The sequence below is a fragment of the Sphingomonas sp. GW821-FHT09E03 genome, from assembly GCF_059416225.1.
The window spans coordinates 475,348-490,910 of sequence record NZ_JBWKOS010000001.1 but is presented as its reverse complement, the minus strand read 5'-3'; the positions used below and the strand labels follow the sequence as shown (position 1 = coordinate 490,910).

16 protein-coding genes are annotated in these 15,563 nt (G+C 68.1%); 10 read left to right on the top strand and 6 right to left on the bottom strand.

Going from position 1 to position 15,563, the window contains the following annotated elements; all coding sequences use genetic code 11:
• Positions 1-21 precede the first annotated feature (21 nt).
• From AC07M8_RS02665 to AC07M8_RS02655, 3 genes are all read left to right on the top strand, one after another.
• Entirely contained in the window at positions 22-1,032 is a 1,011-nt protein-coding gene (locus tag AC07M8_RS02665; protein ID WP_495172866.1) for a 2-hydroxyacid dehydrogenase, read from the top strand.
• Positions 1,023-1,442 (top strand): low affinity iron permease family protein, encoded by a 420-nt coding sequence (locus AC07M8_RS02660; protein WP_495172865.1) that lies wholly within the window; start codon positions 1,023-1,025, stop codon positions 1,440-1,442. Before AC07M8_RS02665 ends, AC07M8_RS02660 begins: the two co-directional genes overlap by 10 nt.
• A 125-nt stretch (positions 1,443-1,567) precedes the next feature.
• Entirely contained in the window at positions 1,568-1,765 is a 198-nt protein-coding gene (locus AC07M8_RS02655) for a YMGG-like glycine zipper-containing protein (RefSeq protein ID WP_267396863.1), read from the top strand.
• A gap of 101 nt (positions 1,766-1,866) precedes the next feature.
• On the opposite strand, the gene AC07M8_RS02650 is transcribed toward AC07M8_RS02655, so the two are convergent.
• The 3 genes from AC07M8_RS02650 to AC07M8_RS02640 form a co-directional block, all read right to left on the bottom strand.
• Positions 1,867-3,270 (bottom strand): NAD(P)H-dependent flavin oxidoreductase, encoded by a 1,404-nt coding sequence (locus AC07M8_RS02650; protein ID WP_495172864.1) that lies wholly within the window; start codon positions 3,268-3,270, stop codon positions 1,867-1,869.
• Between the two features lie 84 nt (positions 3,271-3,354).
• Positions 3,355-4,494 carry a glycosyltransferase family 4 protein gene (locus AC07M8_RS02645; RefSeq protein WP_495172863.1) on the bottom strand — a complete coding sequence of 380 codons (1,140 nt, stop codon included), beginning with the start codon at positions 4,492-4,494 and terminating at the stop codon, positions 3,355-3,357.
• A 33-nt stretch (positions 4,495-4,527) separates the two neighbouring features.
• On the bottom strand, positions 4,528-5,412 hold the full coding sequence (locus AC07M8_RS02640) for an alpha/beta fold hydrolase (protein WP_495172862.1): 885 nt from the start codon (positions 5,410-5,412) through the stop codon (positions 4,528-4,530).
• Between the two features lie 37 nt (positions 5,413-5,449).
• Here AC07M8_RS02640 and AC07M8_RS02635 point away from each other — a divergent pair, with 37 nt between their 5' ends.
• The 7 genes from AC07M8_RS02635 to AC07M8_RS02605 all read left to right on the top strand — a co-directional run bounded on the left by AC07M8_RS02635 (position 5,450) and on the right by AC07M8_RS02605 (position 12,780).
• Positions 5,450-6,808, top strand: a complete 1,359-nt coding sequence (locus AC07M8_RS02635) for a protein adenylyltransferase SelO family protein (protein WP_495172861.1) — start codon at positions 5,450-5,452, stop codon at positions 6,806-6,808.
• A gap of 212 nt (positions 6,809-7,020) precedes the next feature.
• Positions 7,021-8,433 (top strand): succinylglutamate-semialdehyde dehydrogenase, encoded by a 1,413-nt coding sequence (gene astD, locus AC07M8_RS02630; RefSeq protein WP_495172860.1) that lies wholly within the window; start codon positions 7,021-7,023, stop codon positions 8,431-8,433.
• Between the two features lie 147 nt (positions 8,434-8,580).
• Positions 8,581-9,381, top strand: a complete 801-nt coding sequence (cobA, locus tag AC07M8_RS02625; protein WP_495172859.1) for a uroporphyrinogen-III C-methyltransferase — start codon at positions 8,581-8,583, stop codon at positions 9,379-9,381.
• Positions 9,378-9,674 (top strand): DUF2849 domain-containing protein, encoded by a 297-nt coding sequence (locus tag AC07M8_RS02620; RefSeq protein ID WP_495172858.1) that lies wholly within the window; start codon positions 9,378-9,380, stop codon positions 9,672-9,674. The genes cobA and AC07M8_RS02620 overlap by 4 nt, the downstream gene beginning before the upstream one ends.
• 268 nt (positions 9,675-9,942) lie before the next feature.
• Complete coding sequence (locus AC07M8_RS02615) at positions 9,943-11,604, top strand: nitrite/sulfite reductase (protein WP_495172857.1); 1,662 nt, start codon at positions 9,943-9,945, stop codon at positions 11,602-11,604.
• Between the two features lie 2 nt (positions 11,605-11,606).
• Positions 11,607-12,035, top strand: coding sequence for a DUF934 domain-containing protein (locus AC07M8_RS02610; protein WP_495172856.1), 429 nt, complete (start codon positions 11,607-11,609; stop codon positions 12,033-12,035).
• The gene (locus AC07M8_RS02605) at positions 12,028-12,780 is read left to right on the top strand and encodes a phosphoadenylyl-sulfate reductase (protein WP_495172855.1); all 753 of its coding nucleotides are present in this window, start codon (positions 12,028-12,030) and stop codon (positions 12,778-12,780) included. Before AC07M8_RS02610 ends, AC07M8_RS02605 begins: the two co-directional genes overlap by 8 nt.
• A 123-nt stretch (positions 12,781-12,903) precedes the next feature.
• On the opposite strand, the gene AC07M8_RS02600 is transcribed toward AC07M8_RS02605, so the two are convergent.
• The 3 genes from AC07M8_RS02600 to AC07M8_RS02590 are packed head-to-tail and all read right to left on the bottom strand — an operon-like array spanning position 12,904 to position 15,559.
• Positions 12,904-13,608 (bottom strand): NTP transferase domain-containing protein, encoded by a 705-nt coding sequence (locus AC07M8_RS02600; protein ID WP_495172854.1) that lies wholly within the window; start codon positions 13,606-13,608, stop codon positions 12,904-12,906.
• Positions 13,608-14,699 carry an inositol-3-phosphate synthase gene (locus AC07M8_RS02595; protein ID WP_267397535.1) on the bottom strand — a complete coding sequence of 364 codons (1,092 nt, stop codon included), beginning with the start codon at positions 14,697-14,699 and terminating at the stop codon, positions 13,608-13,610. Before AC07M8_RS02595 ends, AC07M8_RS02600 begins: the two co-directional genes overlap by 1 nt.
• Positions 14,696-15,559 carry a CDP-alcohol phosphatidyltransferase family protein gene (locus tag AC07M8_RS02590; RefSeq protein WP_495172853.1) on the bottom strand — a complete coding sequence of 288 codons (864 nt, stop codon included), beginning with the start codon at positions 15,557-15,559 and terminating at the stop codon, positions 14,696-14,698. The genes AC07M8_RS02595 and AC07M8_RS02590 overlap by 4 nt, the downstream gene beginning before the upstream one ends.
• Positions 15,560-15,563 lie beyond the last annotated feature (4 nt).

The following is a 15,563-nucleotide window of genomic DNA, read 5'->3' as shown; positions in this document are numbered from 1 at the left end:
CACTCCGCCACGTCATCAGCCATGCCGGATATGCGCCATGCTTCGTCCAGGATCAGCACGCCGCGGGTGATCGTGACGCGCGAACTGGCCAATCCGGTGATGGACCGGCTCGAGGCGCTGTTCGACACCGTCAACAACCGCGAAGACGGGCAGATGAGCCGCGACGCGCTCGCCGCCGCGATGGCGAGCTGCGACGTCCTCGTCCCCACCGTCACCGACGAGATCGATGCGGCGCTCATCGCCGGCGCCGGCGACCGGCTGAAGCTCATCGCCAATTATGGCGCGGGGGTGAACCATATCGCGCTGAAGGCAGCCCGCGCTCGCGGCATCATCGTCACCAACACGCCTGGGGTTCTCACCCAGGATACCGCCGACATGGCGATGGCGCTGATCGTGTCGGTGCCGCGGCGGCTGGCCGAGGGCGAGAAACTGGTGCGCTCGGGCGAATGGCACGGCTGGAGCCCGGGCGGCATGCTCGGCCACCGCATCGGCGGCAAGGCGCTCGGCATCGTCGGCATGGGCCGGATCGGCCAGGCGGTCGCGCAGCGCGCGCGCGTGTTCGGCCTGTCGATTCATTATCACAACCGCCGCCGGCTGCCCGCGGTGCTCGAAGCGGAGCTCGGCGCGACCTTCCACGCGGACTTGGACGATCTGCTCGCCGCCACCGACATCGTCACCGTCCACACCCCGCTCAACGACGACAGCCGCAATCTGATCGACCGCCGCCGCATCGCGCTGATGCGCCGCCACGTCTATCTGATCAACACCTCGCGCGGCGGCATCGTCGACGAGGCCGCGCTGGTCGACGCGCTGGAACTCGGCGCGCTCGCCGGCGCCGGGCTCGACGTGTGGCAGCACGAGCCGCGCATCGACCCGCGGCTGCTCGCGCTGCCCAACGTCGTCATGACCCCGCACATGGGCTCGGCCACCGTCGAGGGCCGGCTCGCGTCTGGCGACCGGGTGATCCAGAACATCCGGGCCTGGGCCGATGGCCACCGCCCGCCAGACCAGGTGCTCGAAGGATGGATGTAGCCGGCACGCTCGATCGGATCTTCACCCGCATTGCCAGCGGCATCGCCGCCTTCGCCGGCCAGCCCGGCGCGTTCGTGCTGGCGGTCGCCTCGATCGTCATCTGGGGCGTCACCGGCCCGATCTTCGGCTATTCCGACACGTGGCAATTGGTGGTCAACACCGCGACCACCATCATCACCTTCCTGATGGTGTTCCTGATCCAGAATTCGAGCAACCGCGATGGCGCGGCGATGCAGGCCAAGCTCGACGAGTTGATCCGCGCGGTCGAGGGCGCCCGCTCCGGCTTCATCGGCATCGAGCACATGACCGATCATCAGATCGAGGAGCTGCGCAGCGCGCTGGAGCGCGAATGCAGCGATCGCGACCAGAGCGCCGAACGCACCGTGGCGAGCCTTGCCGAACGGCTGTAGCCCGGATCAACGTCGCGCTTGGCAGCGCCGCCAACCAAGATCGTTACAGTAAGATTACGTTGCTGATCGGAACCCATGCTGCGTTGCAGCATTCACCCGGCCTCAGATTAACCGGGAGAATAACCATGACTATCAAGCTCGTCAGCACCGCCGCCCTTCTGCTCGCCGCCGGCACCAGCCTGTCTGCCTGCTCGACGCTCAAGGGTGCCGGCATCGGTGCAGCCGGCGGTGCGGGCATCGCCGCAGCGACCGGCGGCAGCGTCGAAAAGGGTGCAGCGGTCGGCGGTACCGGCGGCGCCGTGGTCGGCACCGTCGCCGACTGATCGATCAGTGGCGCCCGCGTCATCCGCGCGTGGCGCCCCCACTCCCATCGCCGTGCCGGATCACGTCCGGAACGGCGATGGGATGGAGACACCGCGCAGGATCAGTCCCCGGTCAGGATCCGATCGACCAATTGCTTTACGCTCGGCACGAAGCCGTTCGAATAGAACGGGTCCTGCTTGAAGTTGTACGCGGCATGACCGGCGAACATCAAATTCTGCTCGACATCGCCGCCATGGGCGATGTCCTGCAGCGTCTTCTGGATGCAGAAGCTGCGCGGGTCGGCGAGCCGCCCGGTCGAGTTGGTCTCGGTGTCCGCCCAGCTCGAGAAAGAGCATTGCGACAGGCAGCCCATGCAGTCCGCCTGGTCCTTGCGGATGATCCCCTTCTCGGTCGGCGAGACGAACACGAGCGTATTGTCGGGCGTCTTCAGCGCGTCGGTGAAGCCGGCGCCGAACCATTCGCGCGCGCGCAGCAGGTCGTTGCGCGTCACCCAGAAGTTCTTGCCCTTCACGCCGACGTCGAGCTGGAAGACATGGTCGCCCGCTTCCTGCGTCGAGAAGGCGATCTGCCGGTCGGAGCGCGCCTCGAGCGCGCGCAGGAACGGGTTGCGCACCGCCGACGAATAAAAGCCGGTCGGCGAGAAGCGGTGGAGCAGCACGTCGCCCTCGTCGAGCGTCGTCAGCCGGTCCTTCCAGTCCTGCGGAATCGGGCTTTCGCGGGTGAGCAGCGGCCGGGTGCCATATTGGAAGGCGATGGTGCCGAGCTCGGGATTGTCGATCCAGTCGTTCCAGTCGCGCAGGTACCAGACGCCGCCGGCCATCACGATCGGCGTGCTGTCGGGGATGCCGCCCTCGCGCATCGTCTCGCGCAGTTCCTTGACGCGTGGATAGGGATCCTGCGGCTTCAGCGGGTCCTCGGCGTTGGACAGGCCATTGTGCCCGCCGGCGAGCCAAGGATCCTCATAGACCACCGCTGCCAGCCATTCCGAGGCCTTGGAGTAAGCGCGCTTCCACAAGGCGCGGAAGGCGCGGCCCGAGCTCACGATCGGCAGGTAGCTGACGCCATAGGAGGCGGTGATCTCGGACAATTTGTACGGCATGCCCGCGCCGCAGGTCACGCCGGCAACCAGCCCGCGGGTGCGCTCGAGCACGCCGTGGAGGATGCGCTGCGCACCGCCCATTTCCCACAGCACGTTGATGTTGATCGCGCCCTTGCCGCCGGCGATGTCGAACGCGCGACGCACCTGCTGCACGGCGCCCTCGATCGCATACTCGATCAGCTCCTCGTGCCGCTCGCGGCGGGTGAGCGCGTGATAGATTTGCGGGATGATCTTGCCATCGGGGTCGTAGCTGTCGGCGTTGACCGCCGACACCGTGCCGATCCCGCCCGCCGCCGCCCAGGCACCGGCCGAGGCATGATTGGTCGCGGCAACGCCCTTGCCGCCCTCGACGAGCGGCCAGACCTCGCGGCCATTGTAGTTGATCGGCGACAGGCCTTTGAACACGGTCGGTTGCACCTCTGTTGCGGCTAAACGCGCCGCCCATAACAAATGATGCCAGCGATGCGAAGAAATTGCGACCGGCGCGGATCAACCGCCGAGCACGCCTGGTCGTTGCATCGCGCGCTCGTACAGCGCGCGATAGGCGGCGATCATCCGCGCCTCGTCGAACTCGGTTCGCGCCTTGGCCTGATTGGCCGCCCCCACCCGGCGGCGCAGGTCGGGATCGGCCACCAGCGCCTGCAGCGCATCGCGCAATTTCACCTCGCCGGGCTTGGCGGTGACGAACGGCGCATTCTCCGCCGCCACCATTCGCGCGACATCGCCCACCGGCGGGCTGACGATCGGCAGCCCCGCCGCCATCCCCTCGACCACCGAGATCGGGAATTGCTCGCTCTTCGACGACAGCGCGACCACGTCGAACAGCCCCATGAACCGGTGCGGCCGGTCGAGGAACCCGGGCATCACCAGCCGGTCGGCGATCCCCAGCGCCGCCGCCGCGGCCTTGATCCGGTCGCGCTCCGGCCCTTCGCCGACGATCACCAGCCTGAACTTGCCTGCCAGTCCGCCGCACGCGCGCACCAGCACCGGCAGGTCCTTGACCTCGCGCAGGCCGGCGAGCGCGCCGATCACCACCTCCTGGCGGTTGCGCACCAGCCCGGGAATCGCCTTCAGCTCGGGCTTGCCCGCATAGAGCGCGGTGGCGATGCCGTTGGGAATGCGGTGGACCCGCGCCCGCGGCTGCTTCCAGGTGTCGAGCGCGATGTCCTCGAGCACGTCGGAGGGCACCACCAGCGCGTCCGCCGCGCCGAGCGCCATCCGCCGGTAGATGTTGCGCTCGATCTTGAGGCCCGATGCCTCGTCGGCGTTGAAGCCGTCCTCGTGATGGATCAGCGGCGGCGCGCCCTTGGCGAACACCCGCCGCGCCATCACCCCGTCGATCGCGCCCCAATTATAGGTCAGCACCAGATCGAACCGGCGCATGTAGCGCGCCAGCGCCTCGTAGCGCGCCACCGACGGCCGCCCGGTCAGCGCCGGCGGGTCCTGCGCGATCTCATAGTTGATCCCCCGGGCGATCGCCGCCCGCGCGCCGAGCGCGTCCGGCACGCCGGAGACGATGGTGTGGCGCGCGCGCGACCCCCATGCGTTCATCAGCCGCACCGCGCGCGCCTCCTTGCCGCCCAGGCTGAAGCTCGAATGGAGGTGGAGGATGTGGACCGGCTGCGACATGGCGCCGGGCTACAGCATCGCCGCGCCTATCCGCTATCCCGAAATGCGCGCCAGCCAGCGCGCGATCGGCGCCTCGAGCTCGGGCTCGGTGAGCAATGGCGAATGACCGACGCCGGCCACCGTCACCAGCTCGGCATCGTCGAGCGCCGAGACCATCCGCGCCGCGGTGGCCTCGCTGAGCACGTCCGAGCGCGCCCCGCGCGCGATCAGCACCGGCACGGTGCGCAACGTGGCCAGCGCCCCCCACATGTCGGCGCCGGTTTCCTGTCCCGGCACGCGGAACGCCTCGCCGATCTTGAGGTCGTAATCGAGCACGATCCGCCCGGCGCTGTTGAGCCGGTACAATCGCTTGGCCATCGCCAGCCATTGCTCGATCCGCCAGCCGGGATGCGCATCGCCATTGGTCTCGGCAACCGCACGCGCCGCATGCATCCAGGTCGGGAACACGCTCGCCCGGCCGACATAGCCGCGGATCCGCGCGATCCCCACTGGGTCCAGCTCGGGCCCGACGTCGTTGAGCAGCAGGCCGCGGACCGGCGCCCCCGCCGCCGCGAGCAGCATCGCGACGATCCCGCCGAGCGAGGTGCCGATCGCGGCGAACGGCCCGATCTCGCGCTCGGCGAGCAGCGCCTGGATGTCGGCCACATAGGTCGCGGGCACATAGCTCGACGCCTCCTTGGCATGATCGCTCTTGCCGCGCCCGCGCAGATCGATCGCGAGCACGCGCCGTCCACCTGACTGATGCCCGGCGAGCCGCGCTGCCAGCGCCTCGAAGTCGCGCGCGTTGCGGGTCAGCCCGGGAAAGCACAGGATCGGCGCCAGCGTCTCGTCGCCGGAATACTCGCGGTAATGCAGCCTCAGGCCATCCGGCGACGTCCAGTAGCAGTGTTGCCACGCGTGATTTTGATGGCCGGCCATGGTTGCGTCTCCGGGTAAGCGACCTCCATATCCACAGATGCCCTTCAGCCCGCAAGCATACCGCCCCGCCACCGCGCTCCTCGACCTCGGTGGCGACTTCTATGATCCGGTGCAGGCGGCCGTTTTTCCCGAGACGCGGCTGCGCTTCCGCAACGATGCCGCCGCTGCCGAGATCGGCGTCGACACGCTCGACGACGATGAATGGATCGCGCATTTCGGCCGCTTCCATCCCCTGCCCGGCACCCTCCCCCAGCCGCTCGCGCTGCGCTACCACGGTCATCAGTTCCGCTCCTACAATCCCGAGATCGGCGACGGCCGCGGCTTCACCTTCGCACAGGCGCGCGACACCGCCGGCCGGCTGATGGACCTCGGCACCAAGGGATCGGGGCAGACCCCCTACAGCCGCTTCGGCGACGGCCGGCTGACGTTGAAGGGCGGGGTCCGCGAGATCCTCGCCACCGAGATGCTCGAGGCGCTCAACGTGCCCACCTCGCGCACCCTGTCGCTGATCGAGACCGGCGAGGAGCTGGTCCGCGGCGACGAACCCTCCCCCACCCGCGCCGCCGTGCTGGTCCGGCTCAGCCACAGCCATGTTCGCATCGGCAGCTTCCAGCGCCTCGCCTATGAGCAGGACGAGGCCGCGATGCGCCGGCTGGTCAGCTACACGCTGCGCAACCTCTACGGCGAGGAGTCCGACGATCCGGTCGCGCTGCTCGACCATGTCGTCAGCCGCACCGCCACCCTGGCTGCGCGCTACATGGCAGCAGGCTTCGTCCACGGCGTGCTCAACACCGACAACATCAATATCACCGGCGAAAGCTTCGACTATGGCCCGTGGCGCTTCGCGCCGACCTGGGACCCGCAGTTCACCGCCGCTTATTTCGACCATGCCGGCCTCTACGCGTTCGGCCGCCAGCCCGAGGCGATCCACTGGGACGTGATGCAGCTCGCCGCGTCGCTGCGCCTCGTTGCCGACAGCGACCCGCTGATCGCGCTGATCGAGCAGTTCGGCGCGCGCTACCAGCCCGCGATCACCGATGCATTGCTGTGGCGGCTCGGCCTCCTCCCCAACGACCCCGCCACCGATCGCGCGCTGGTCCAGGCGCTCGAACGCGCGCTCCGCACCACCGCGGTGCCGCTCGACCGCTTCTTCTTCGACGCGTTCGGCGGCACGCTGCCCGACGGCTATGGCGAGCCCTGGGCCGAGCTGCGCATCGCGCTCGCCGCCTATCACCCGCGCAAGCCACGCAATCACGCTTACTGGTCGGGCGAGCCCTGCTCGATGCTGATCGACGAGGTCGAATCGATCTGGAGCGCCATCGCCGATGGTGACGATTGGTCGCCGCTCCACGCCAAGGTCGCCGCGATCCGGGCGATGGGCGAGGCCCTCGCCTAGCGGGAACGCGCCACCTCCCACCGTCATCCTGAACTCGTTTCAGGATCCATGGCCCGTCGCTCACCGCGGGCACCCGGGCAGCGCAGGCCATGGAGGCTGAACCACGTTCAGCATGACAGCGGAAAGGGAAGCAGCGTCACCGCCCGTCGTGTTGTCCCACGTTGATCCCACCCCTCCCTTGCGGCCACCCGGCCGAGCGTGGATAGGAAAGCATGGCCGACGAGCTCCTGTCCTACGAACCTGCCACCGGTGCCCTGTTGTGGCGCGCGCCCATCGGCGATGTCGATCACGAGGTAGCCGCCGCCTGCGCAGGCTGGGCGGCCTGGGCGGCGCAGCCACTCACCGTCCGCATCGAGACCCTGCGCCGCTTCGCCAACGTCATCCGCCAGCGCCACGAGCCGTTTGCCGATCTGATCGCGCGCGAAACCGGCAAGCCCTTGTGGGAAGCGCGCACCGAGGTGGATACGGTGATCGCCAAGGTCGACATCTCGGTCAGCGCCTATGCCGATCGTACCGCGCAGCGCCGGCTCGAGTCGCCGATGGGCAGCCGCATGGCGCTGCGCCACAAGCCGCACGGCGTGCTCGCGGTGCTCGGCCCCTATAATTTTCCGGCGCACCTGCCCAACGGCCACATCGTCCCGGCGCTGCTCGCGGGCAATGCCGTCGTGTTCAAGCCGTCGGAAAAGACCCCCGCCACCGGCGCCTTCCTGGTCGATTGCTACCGCGCCGCCGGCGTCCCCGAACAATGTATCCGGGTGCTGATCGGCGGCCCGGCCGAAGGCAAGGCGCTCGCCGAGCATGCGGACATCGACGGGCTCTTGTTCACCGGCTCGGCACGCACCGGGCTCGCGCTCAACCGTGCCTTCGCCAACAAGCCCGAGAAGATCCTCGCGCTCGAAATGGGCGGCAATAACCCGATCATCGTCTGGGACACGCCCGATCTCCACTCGGCCGCGGTGCTGGTGATCCAGTCCGCCTTCACCAGCGCCGGCCAGCGCTGCACCGCCGCGCGCCGGCTGATCGTCGAGGCGCGGCTCTACGAACCGCTGATCGATACGATCAACACCATGGTCGGCCGGCTGATCGTCGGCGCGCCGCATGACGATCCGGCGCCCTTCATGGGCCCGGTGATCGACAATGACACCGCCGACCAGCTCACCGAAAGCTTCCTTGCCCTGCTGATGCGCGGCGGCCGCCCGATCCGCCACCTCGAGCGGATCGATCCGGCGCGGCCCTTCCTCACCCCCGCGCTGATGGACGTCACCGGCATCGCCGACCGGCCCGACATTGAGCTGTTCGGCCCGATCCTCCAGATCGTCCGCACCGACGATTTCGACGAGGCGATCGCCGAGGCCAACAACACCCGCTACGGCCTGTCGGCGTCGCTGATCAGCCAAACCCCCGCCCTGTACGATCGTTTCTGGGCGACGATCCGCGCCGGTATCGTCAACTGGAACCGCCCCACCAACGGCGCCTCCTCGGCCGCGCCTTTCGGCGGCATCGGCTGGTCCGGTAACCACCGCCCCAGCGCTTATTACGCCGCCGACTATTGCGCCTATCCCGTCGTCAGCAACGAAGCCGACACCGCCCGCGCCAACATCGGCATCGGCCTTCGCGACGCCTGAGCGGGCCGACGCTCTTCTTTGCTACCCAACCGCGAACGCCCCCCATCTGTCACCCCGCACTTCTCGTCACCCCCGCAAAAGCTTCCCTACCCACCCCCCAAGCAGGTTTCCGTTGCGACGCCGCGCGCTACGGCGCATCTGCGGATCATGGCCAGTCTCCTCGATCCCACCGCCCGCGGGCGGGTCATTCTCGTCGGTGCCGGCCCGGGCGATCCGGGGCTGCTCACCGTTCGCGCGGTCAAGGCGCTCGAAAGCGCCGACGTCGTCGTCCACGACGGTTTGATCGACCCGCGCGTGCTCGATATCGCGCCGGCCGCCGCGCAGCGAATCTCGGTCGCCAAGAAGCGCGCGCGCCACACCCTGCCGCAGGAAGCGATCAACGCGCTGATCGTCGCCCATGTGAAGACCGGCGCGATCGTGGTCCGGCTCAAGGGCGGCGACCCGTTCATCTTCGGCCGTGGCGGCGAGGAAGTCGAAGCGGTGCGGGCCGCCGGCTTGCCGGTCGAGGTCATCCCCGGCGTCTCCGCCGCACTTGGTTGCGCTGCCGAGGCGATGCTGCCGCTCACGCATCGCGATCATTCGAGCGCGGTCAGCTTTGTCGCCGGCCAGTGCAAAGGGCTCGCCGAGCAGGATTGGTCCGGCCTCGCCGGCCAAGGCCGCACCCTGGTGATCTATATGGGCGTCGCCACCGCCACCGATATAGCCGACAAGCTGATGGCCGATGGCGTCGCGCCGGACATGCCGGTCGCGGTGCTCGAGAAAGGCACGCTCGCCGGCCACCGCGCGCTCAAGACGCTGCTCGCCGATCTCGGCGCGATGGTGACCCGCGAGGGCGTCGAGAGCCCGGCGATCATCGTCGTCGGCGAGGTCGTCGAGCTGTCGGACGCCGAGGACAAGCTTGCGCGCTGGGCGCAGGCCGCGACCACGCTCCAGGATCTCGGCGCATGAAGCTGCTCACCGGCAATGATCTGCCCTCGGGCGACGTGGTGTGGTGGACCGGCGCGAGCTGGTCGCGCCATGTCGAGGAAGCGGTCGACGTCGGCCTCGCCGGCGAGGGCATCCTCCAGGCCGAGGAAGGCGCCCGCCGCGTCAACGTCCCCTATCTGATCGATGCCATCCCCACCCCCGACGGCCCCCGCCCCGCCCACATCAAGGACCGCATCCGCGCGCTCGGCCCGACGGTGCGACCGGACCTTACTCTGAAACCGACCGACCCCGCCGCGGGAAGCTGGGTGATATGAATGGTTCACGCGAAGGCGCGATGGCGCGACGAGGTGATTGTTCGCGCAGAGGCGCGGAGAACGCAGAGACGGCACGCCCGGCTGCTCCAGCAACCCGTCATGCCTCGGCTTCGCTGGTGGCCGACGCGCGGAAGCGCGGACCTTCTTCTCTGCGCCCTCTGCGTCTCCGCGCGACCACCCTCTTCGCGCCGTCGCGCCGTCGCGCGAACAATTTCTTTTCCGCGTCTCCGCGCCCCCGCGCGCACCAAAACATCCAGGCCACCCACTGATGTACAAGTACGACGAGTATGACCAGTCGATCGTCGACGCCCGGGTCGAGGAGTTCCGCGATCAGGTCGCCCGGCGCCTGTCCGGCCAGCTTACCGAGGACCAGTTCAAGCCGCTGCGGCTGATGAACGGCCTCTATCTCCAGCTTCACGCCTATATGCTGCGCGTCGCCATCCCCTATGGCACGCTCGACAGCCGCCAGATGCGCATGCTCGGTCATGTCGCGCGCACCTACGATCGTGGCTATGCGCATTTCACGACCCGGCAGAACCTCCAGTTCAACTGGATAAAGCTCGAGCAAACCCCTGATATCCTGGCCGAACTGGCGACGGTCGAGATGCATGCCATCCAGACCAGCGGCAATTGCATCCGCAACATCTCGTCCGACCAATATGCCGGCGCCGCGGCCGACGAGGTTGCCGATCCGCGTCCCTGGGCCGAGTTGATCCGCCAGTGGAGCACCTTCCACCCCGAATTCACCTACCTGCCGCGCAAGTTCAAGATCGCGGTGATCGCCGCCGCCGAGGATCGCTCGGCGATGCGGCTCCACGATATCGGCATCCAGCTGCTCAAGCAGGACGGCGTGCTCGGCGCACGGATCTACGTCGGTGGCGGCATGGGTCGCACCCCGATGATCAGCCACCTGATCCGCGATTTCGTCACCGCCGACGAGTTGATGAGCTATCTTGAGTCCTGCCTGCGCGTCTACAATCGCTACGGCCGGCGCGACAATATCTACAAGGCGCGGATCAAGATCCTGCTTCACGAGATCGGCCCTGACGAATACCGCCGCCAGGTCGAGGAGGAATTTGCCCTCGTCCGCGCGCTCGGCATCGATCCGCCGGTCGCCGAGCTTGAGCGGATCACCGCCATGTTCGGCAGCCCCGCGTTCGACGCCCCCGCCGCCGCGCCGCTCGACCGCAGCGACCCCGATTTCGCGGTCTGGCTCGATCACAATGTCGTCGCCCACAAGCAGCCCGGCTATGCGATCGTCAACATCAGCCTGAAGCCGATCGGCGGCATCCCCGGCGACGCCTCGGCCGACCAGATCGACGTCATGGCCGATCTAGCAGAACGCTTGTCTTTCAATGAGTTACGCGTCACCCACGCGCAGAACATCGTGCTCCCGCATGTTCATATGCGCGACCTTAGCGAAGTTTGGCACGCGCTGGTCGACGCCGGCCTCGCCGAGGCGAACCTCGATCTCATCACCGACATCATCGCCTGCCCCGGCCTTGATTACTGCAGCCTCGCCAACGCCCGCTCGATCCCGCTCGCCCAGAAGATTGCGACCCGCTTCGCCGATCCCGTTCGCCAGCGCGATCTCGGCGAGTTGAAGCTCAAGATTTCGGGCTGCATCAACGCCTGCGGCCATCACCACGCCGGTCACATCGGCATCCTCGGGGTCGATAAGAAGGGCACCGAGAACTACCAGCTCTCGCTCGGCGGCTCGGGCGCGGAGGACGTCAGCCTGGCCAAGATCACCGGCCCCGGCTTCGACGAGGACGGCGTGGTCGACGCGATCGAGCGCGTCACCGACAAGTATCTCGCGGTCCGCGATTCGGGCGAGCGCTTCCTCGACACCTATCGCCGGGTCGGCTTCGAGCCGTTCAAGGAGGCGATCTACGGCAAGTCCGTCGCCGCAGCCGGTGCGGGCGAGTGACCATGGCCGACAACTTCCTTCGCTTCCGCGACGACGAGCCGCATGACGAGCCCGCCGTCACCCTCGACGCCTTCCTCGGCCAGTCCAACGCCACCGCGGTGCGGCTGGAGGCGGGCGAGGACGCCCGCGCGCTGCTGCCGCAGATCGGCCAGCTCGCGCTCGTCGAGGTCAGCTTCCCCACCTTCCGCGACGGCCGCGGCTATTCCGCCGCCCGGGTGCTGCGTGAGGCTGGTTATACCGGCGAACTGCGTGCGGCCGGCGACGTGCTGGTCGATCAGCTGCCGCTGATGCGCCGCTGCGGCTTCGACAGCTTCGCCCCCGAGGCGCCGATCGACGAGGCCACGCTCGCGCGCAGCCTCGCGCGCTATCCCACGCCCTATCAGCCCGCCGCCGACGGCCTCACCCCGGTCTGGAAGCGGCGGCATGGCTGAGGCCGCCCGCCGCCTCGACACGATCGTTGTCGCCCCCGCCTTCACCCCCGCGGACGCGGCGGCGCTGCAAGCCCGGTTCAAGGGCGTGCCGGCTCAGGCGATGCTGCGCGAGCTGCTCACCGGCCTGCTCCACGGCCGCACCGCCGCGGTGTCCTCGTTCGGCGCCGAGTCGGCAGTGCTGCTGCACATGATCGCGGCCATCGATCCCGATCTCCCGGTGATCTTCACCAACACCCAGAAGATGTTCGGCGAGACCCTCGCCTATCGCGACGCCCTCGCCGAGCGGCTCGGCCTCACCGATCTGCGGGTGTACCGCCCCGATCCGGCAATGCTCAAGAGCCGCGATCGGCTCGGCGAGCGCCACGCCTACGATCCCGATGGTTGCTGCGCGATCCGCAAGGTCGAGCCGCTCGCCCGCGCGCTGAGGCCGTTCGATGCGTGGATCTCGGGCCGCAAGGGCTTCCAGTCCGGCACCCGCACCGCGCTGCCGCGGATCGAGGAGGATCACGGTCGCCTCAAGCTCAACCCGCTCGCCGACTGGACCAAGGCGGCGCTCGACGGCTATTTCGACGAGCATGATCTGCCGCGCCATCCGCTCGAGGCGCAAGGCTATCTGTCGATCGGCTGCGCGCCCTGCACCACCCAGGTGAAGCCCGGCGAGGACCCCCGCGCCGGTCGCTGGCGCAACTTCGCCAAGGTCGAATGCGGCATCCACGCGCCAACTAGCTATGATCCGGCGATCTGATCCGATCGACACCACCGCTTACCGTTCATGCTGAGCCTGTCGCATCACTGTGGGTCTCACATGCCCTTCGACAAGCTCAAAGCGAACGGAAGCGAGCAGGTCAGCTGACGGCTAGGCTTGCGGTCAGGCCGCCAGCTTGGCCAACCAGCCTTCCGCATGCGCAAAGGCCGGCGCGTCATCGACATCCAGCCACGACAGGTCGCTGCAATCCACCGTCCGCGCGCGTCCCTCGGCCGCGAGCACGCGCACGCCCTCGGTCAGCGACGGGCTCGCCAGTCCTGCGAGCGCATCGAAGAACCGCGGCCCTACGGCGAACACGCCGGTATCGTAGCAGTCGTGTGGCTCCAGCCCCTTGCCGATCGCGACGATCGCCTCGCCGCGCGTCGCGACGCAGGTGACGTCGAGCGGATCCACCCAGGGGTGGCCGAGCCGCCGGTCGATCCCCAGTCGCAGCCCGTCGCCGGCGCCGGCGCGCGCCAGCCGCCGGTAGTGGCGCGGCTGGACGAGGTGATCGCACATCGCCATCACCGCGCCTTCGGGGCAGATCAGCGCACGCGCCGCCAGCGCCGAGACGCCGTTGGGCTGACGATAGTCGGTCAGCACCGTCGCCACCTCGAGCGGCCAGGCGCGGGTGGCGAGATGGTCGGCGATCGCCTCGGCGCCATAGCCGAGCGAGACGATCGCGCGGGTCAGGCCGGCTGCCGCCATGCCCTCCAGCGCGCGATCGATCAGCGGCAGCCCCGCCACCGGGCAGAGCGGCTTGTACGGGGTGACGTCACGCAACCGGCTGCCCTCACCGGCAGCGAGGAGCAGGCCGGTGGTGATCATCAGGCCGCCTTGATGAACTCTTCGACCGCGATCTGCGCGAGGTCGTCGGTCATCTGGTGGCGCGGATGCTTGCAGAAATAGGCCGAGGCGGGGTCGATCACGCCCGAGATGCCGCGGTCGCGTGCGATCTTGGCGCAACGGATCATGTCGATCGCGACCCCGGCCGAATTGGGGCTGTCCTCCACCGACAGGCGCAGTTCCAGGTTCATCGGCACGCCGCCGAACAGCTGGCCTTCCATGCGCAGGAAGCAGACCTTGTTGTCATTCTGCCACGGCACATAGTCCGACGGGCCGATGTGGACGTTGTCGTCGTCCATCCGCTCCGCCGCGACCGACTGCACCGCTTCGGTCTTCGAGATCTTCTTCGATTCCAGCCGGCGATGGTTGGACATATTGAGGAAGTCGGTGTTGCCGCCGGTGTTGAGCTGGTAGGTGCGATCGAGCTTGACGCCGCGCTTGGCGAACAGGTCGGTCAGCACACGGTGGACGATGGTTGCGCCGAGCTGTGCTTTGATGTCGTCACCGATGATCGCGACGCCGGCATCCTCGAACTTCTTCGCCCACACCGGGTTGGAGGCGATGAACACCGGGATGTTGTTGACGAAGGCAACGCCCGCCTCGATCGCGCATTCGGCGTAGAATTCGGTGGCTTCCTGGCTGCCGACCGGCAGATAGTTCATCAGCACGTCGGCGCCGCTCTCGCGGAGCTGGCGGACGATGTCCTCCTTGCTCGGCTGCGCGTCATTGGCGACGACGAAGGTGCGCTCTTCCTTGTAGTCGGCCATATGCTCGGCGACGCCGTCCAGCACCGCGCCCATGCGCACGATCGTGCCGGTCGCGGCAACGTTCGGCGCGAACACCGCGGTGCAATTGGGCTTGGCGAAGATTGCCTCGGCGACGTCCTTACCCACCTTGCGCGTATCGACGTCCCAGGCGGCGACGACCTTGATGTCGCTGGGTTTATAGCCCGCGACTTCCCAATGCATCAGCCCGACCTGGTCGTTGCGACCTTCGCTGTAATATTCGAGACCCTGGACGAGCGAGCTCGCGCAATTACCGATGCCGACAATGGCGACATTGATGCTCTTCATGAATGACCCTGTTCGCTTGAAAAGAAGATGGAGGTGCGGGCGTCGGCGTGCACGAAGCTGCGTTCGACGGCGCGATGTCTGCTGATGCCGATCGCCGCGACGGCGGTCAGCGGGAGGATCTCGAACCACCAGAACAGGCGGGGATTGCCGATCAGGCATGACAGGCAGATCACCCACACCCGCATGTTGGCGGTGAGGAGATATTGGAAACGCATCACCGGCACCGCACGCTCGGCGTACAGACGGCCGGTCTCGACCGGATCGGCGCTGGCGGCAAGGCGGCGCTCGAACGGGATGGCGACGCGATCGAGGCTGCCGGCGACGCTGTCGTAGAGCCTCACCAGCCACGGGCCATTTGGCTGTGGCGGCACCACCAGCGCCTGGCCACGGACGCGACGGTGGAAGCGCGCACGCTCGCCCTCGTAGAGGCTCGACTGCACGGCATGGGCGATGCCGGCGAGGATCGTCAGCACCCAGGCCTCGAGCGTCCCGATCGAGGCGGCCAGCGAGATATAGATCAGCGCGAACACGCCATGGTCGCACAGCCCGTCGAGCGCGCGGCCGAGCGCGCTGGCGGTCTTGGTCGCGCGCGCGATCATCCCGTCCAGCCCGTCGGCGACCAGCCAAGCGACCGAACACACCAGCCCGACCAGCGCCAGCGCCGGGTGCGCCTGCCAGTTCGCATAAGCGATCGCCGCGGCGACGCCGCAGCAAAGCCCGATCACCGACACCGTATTGGCCGAGATGCCACGCGCCAATGCAAGCGGCAGCAGTGCGTGCGACGCGGGGTGGATCAGATACAGATTAGATGGGTCCTCGATCCGGCGATCGCGTGAGCCATCCCGGGGAGGCGGTGTCATCAGA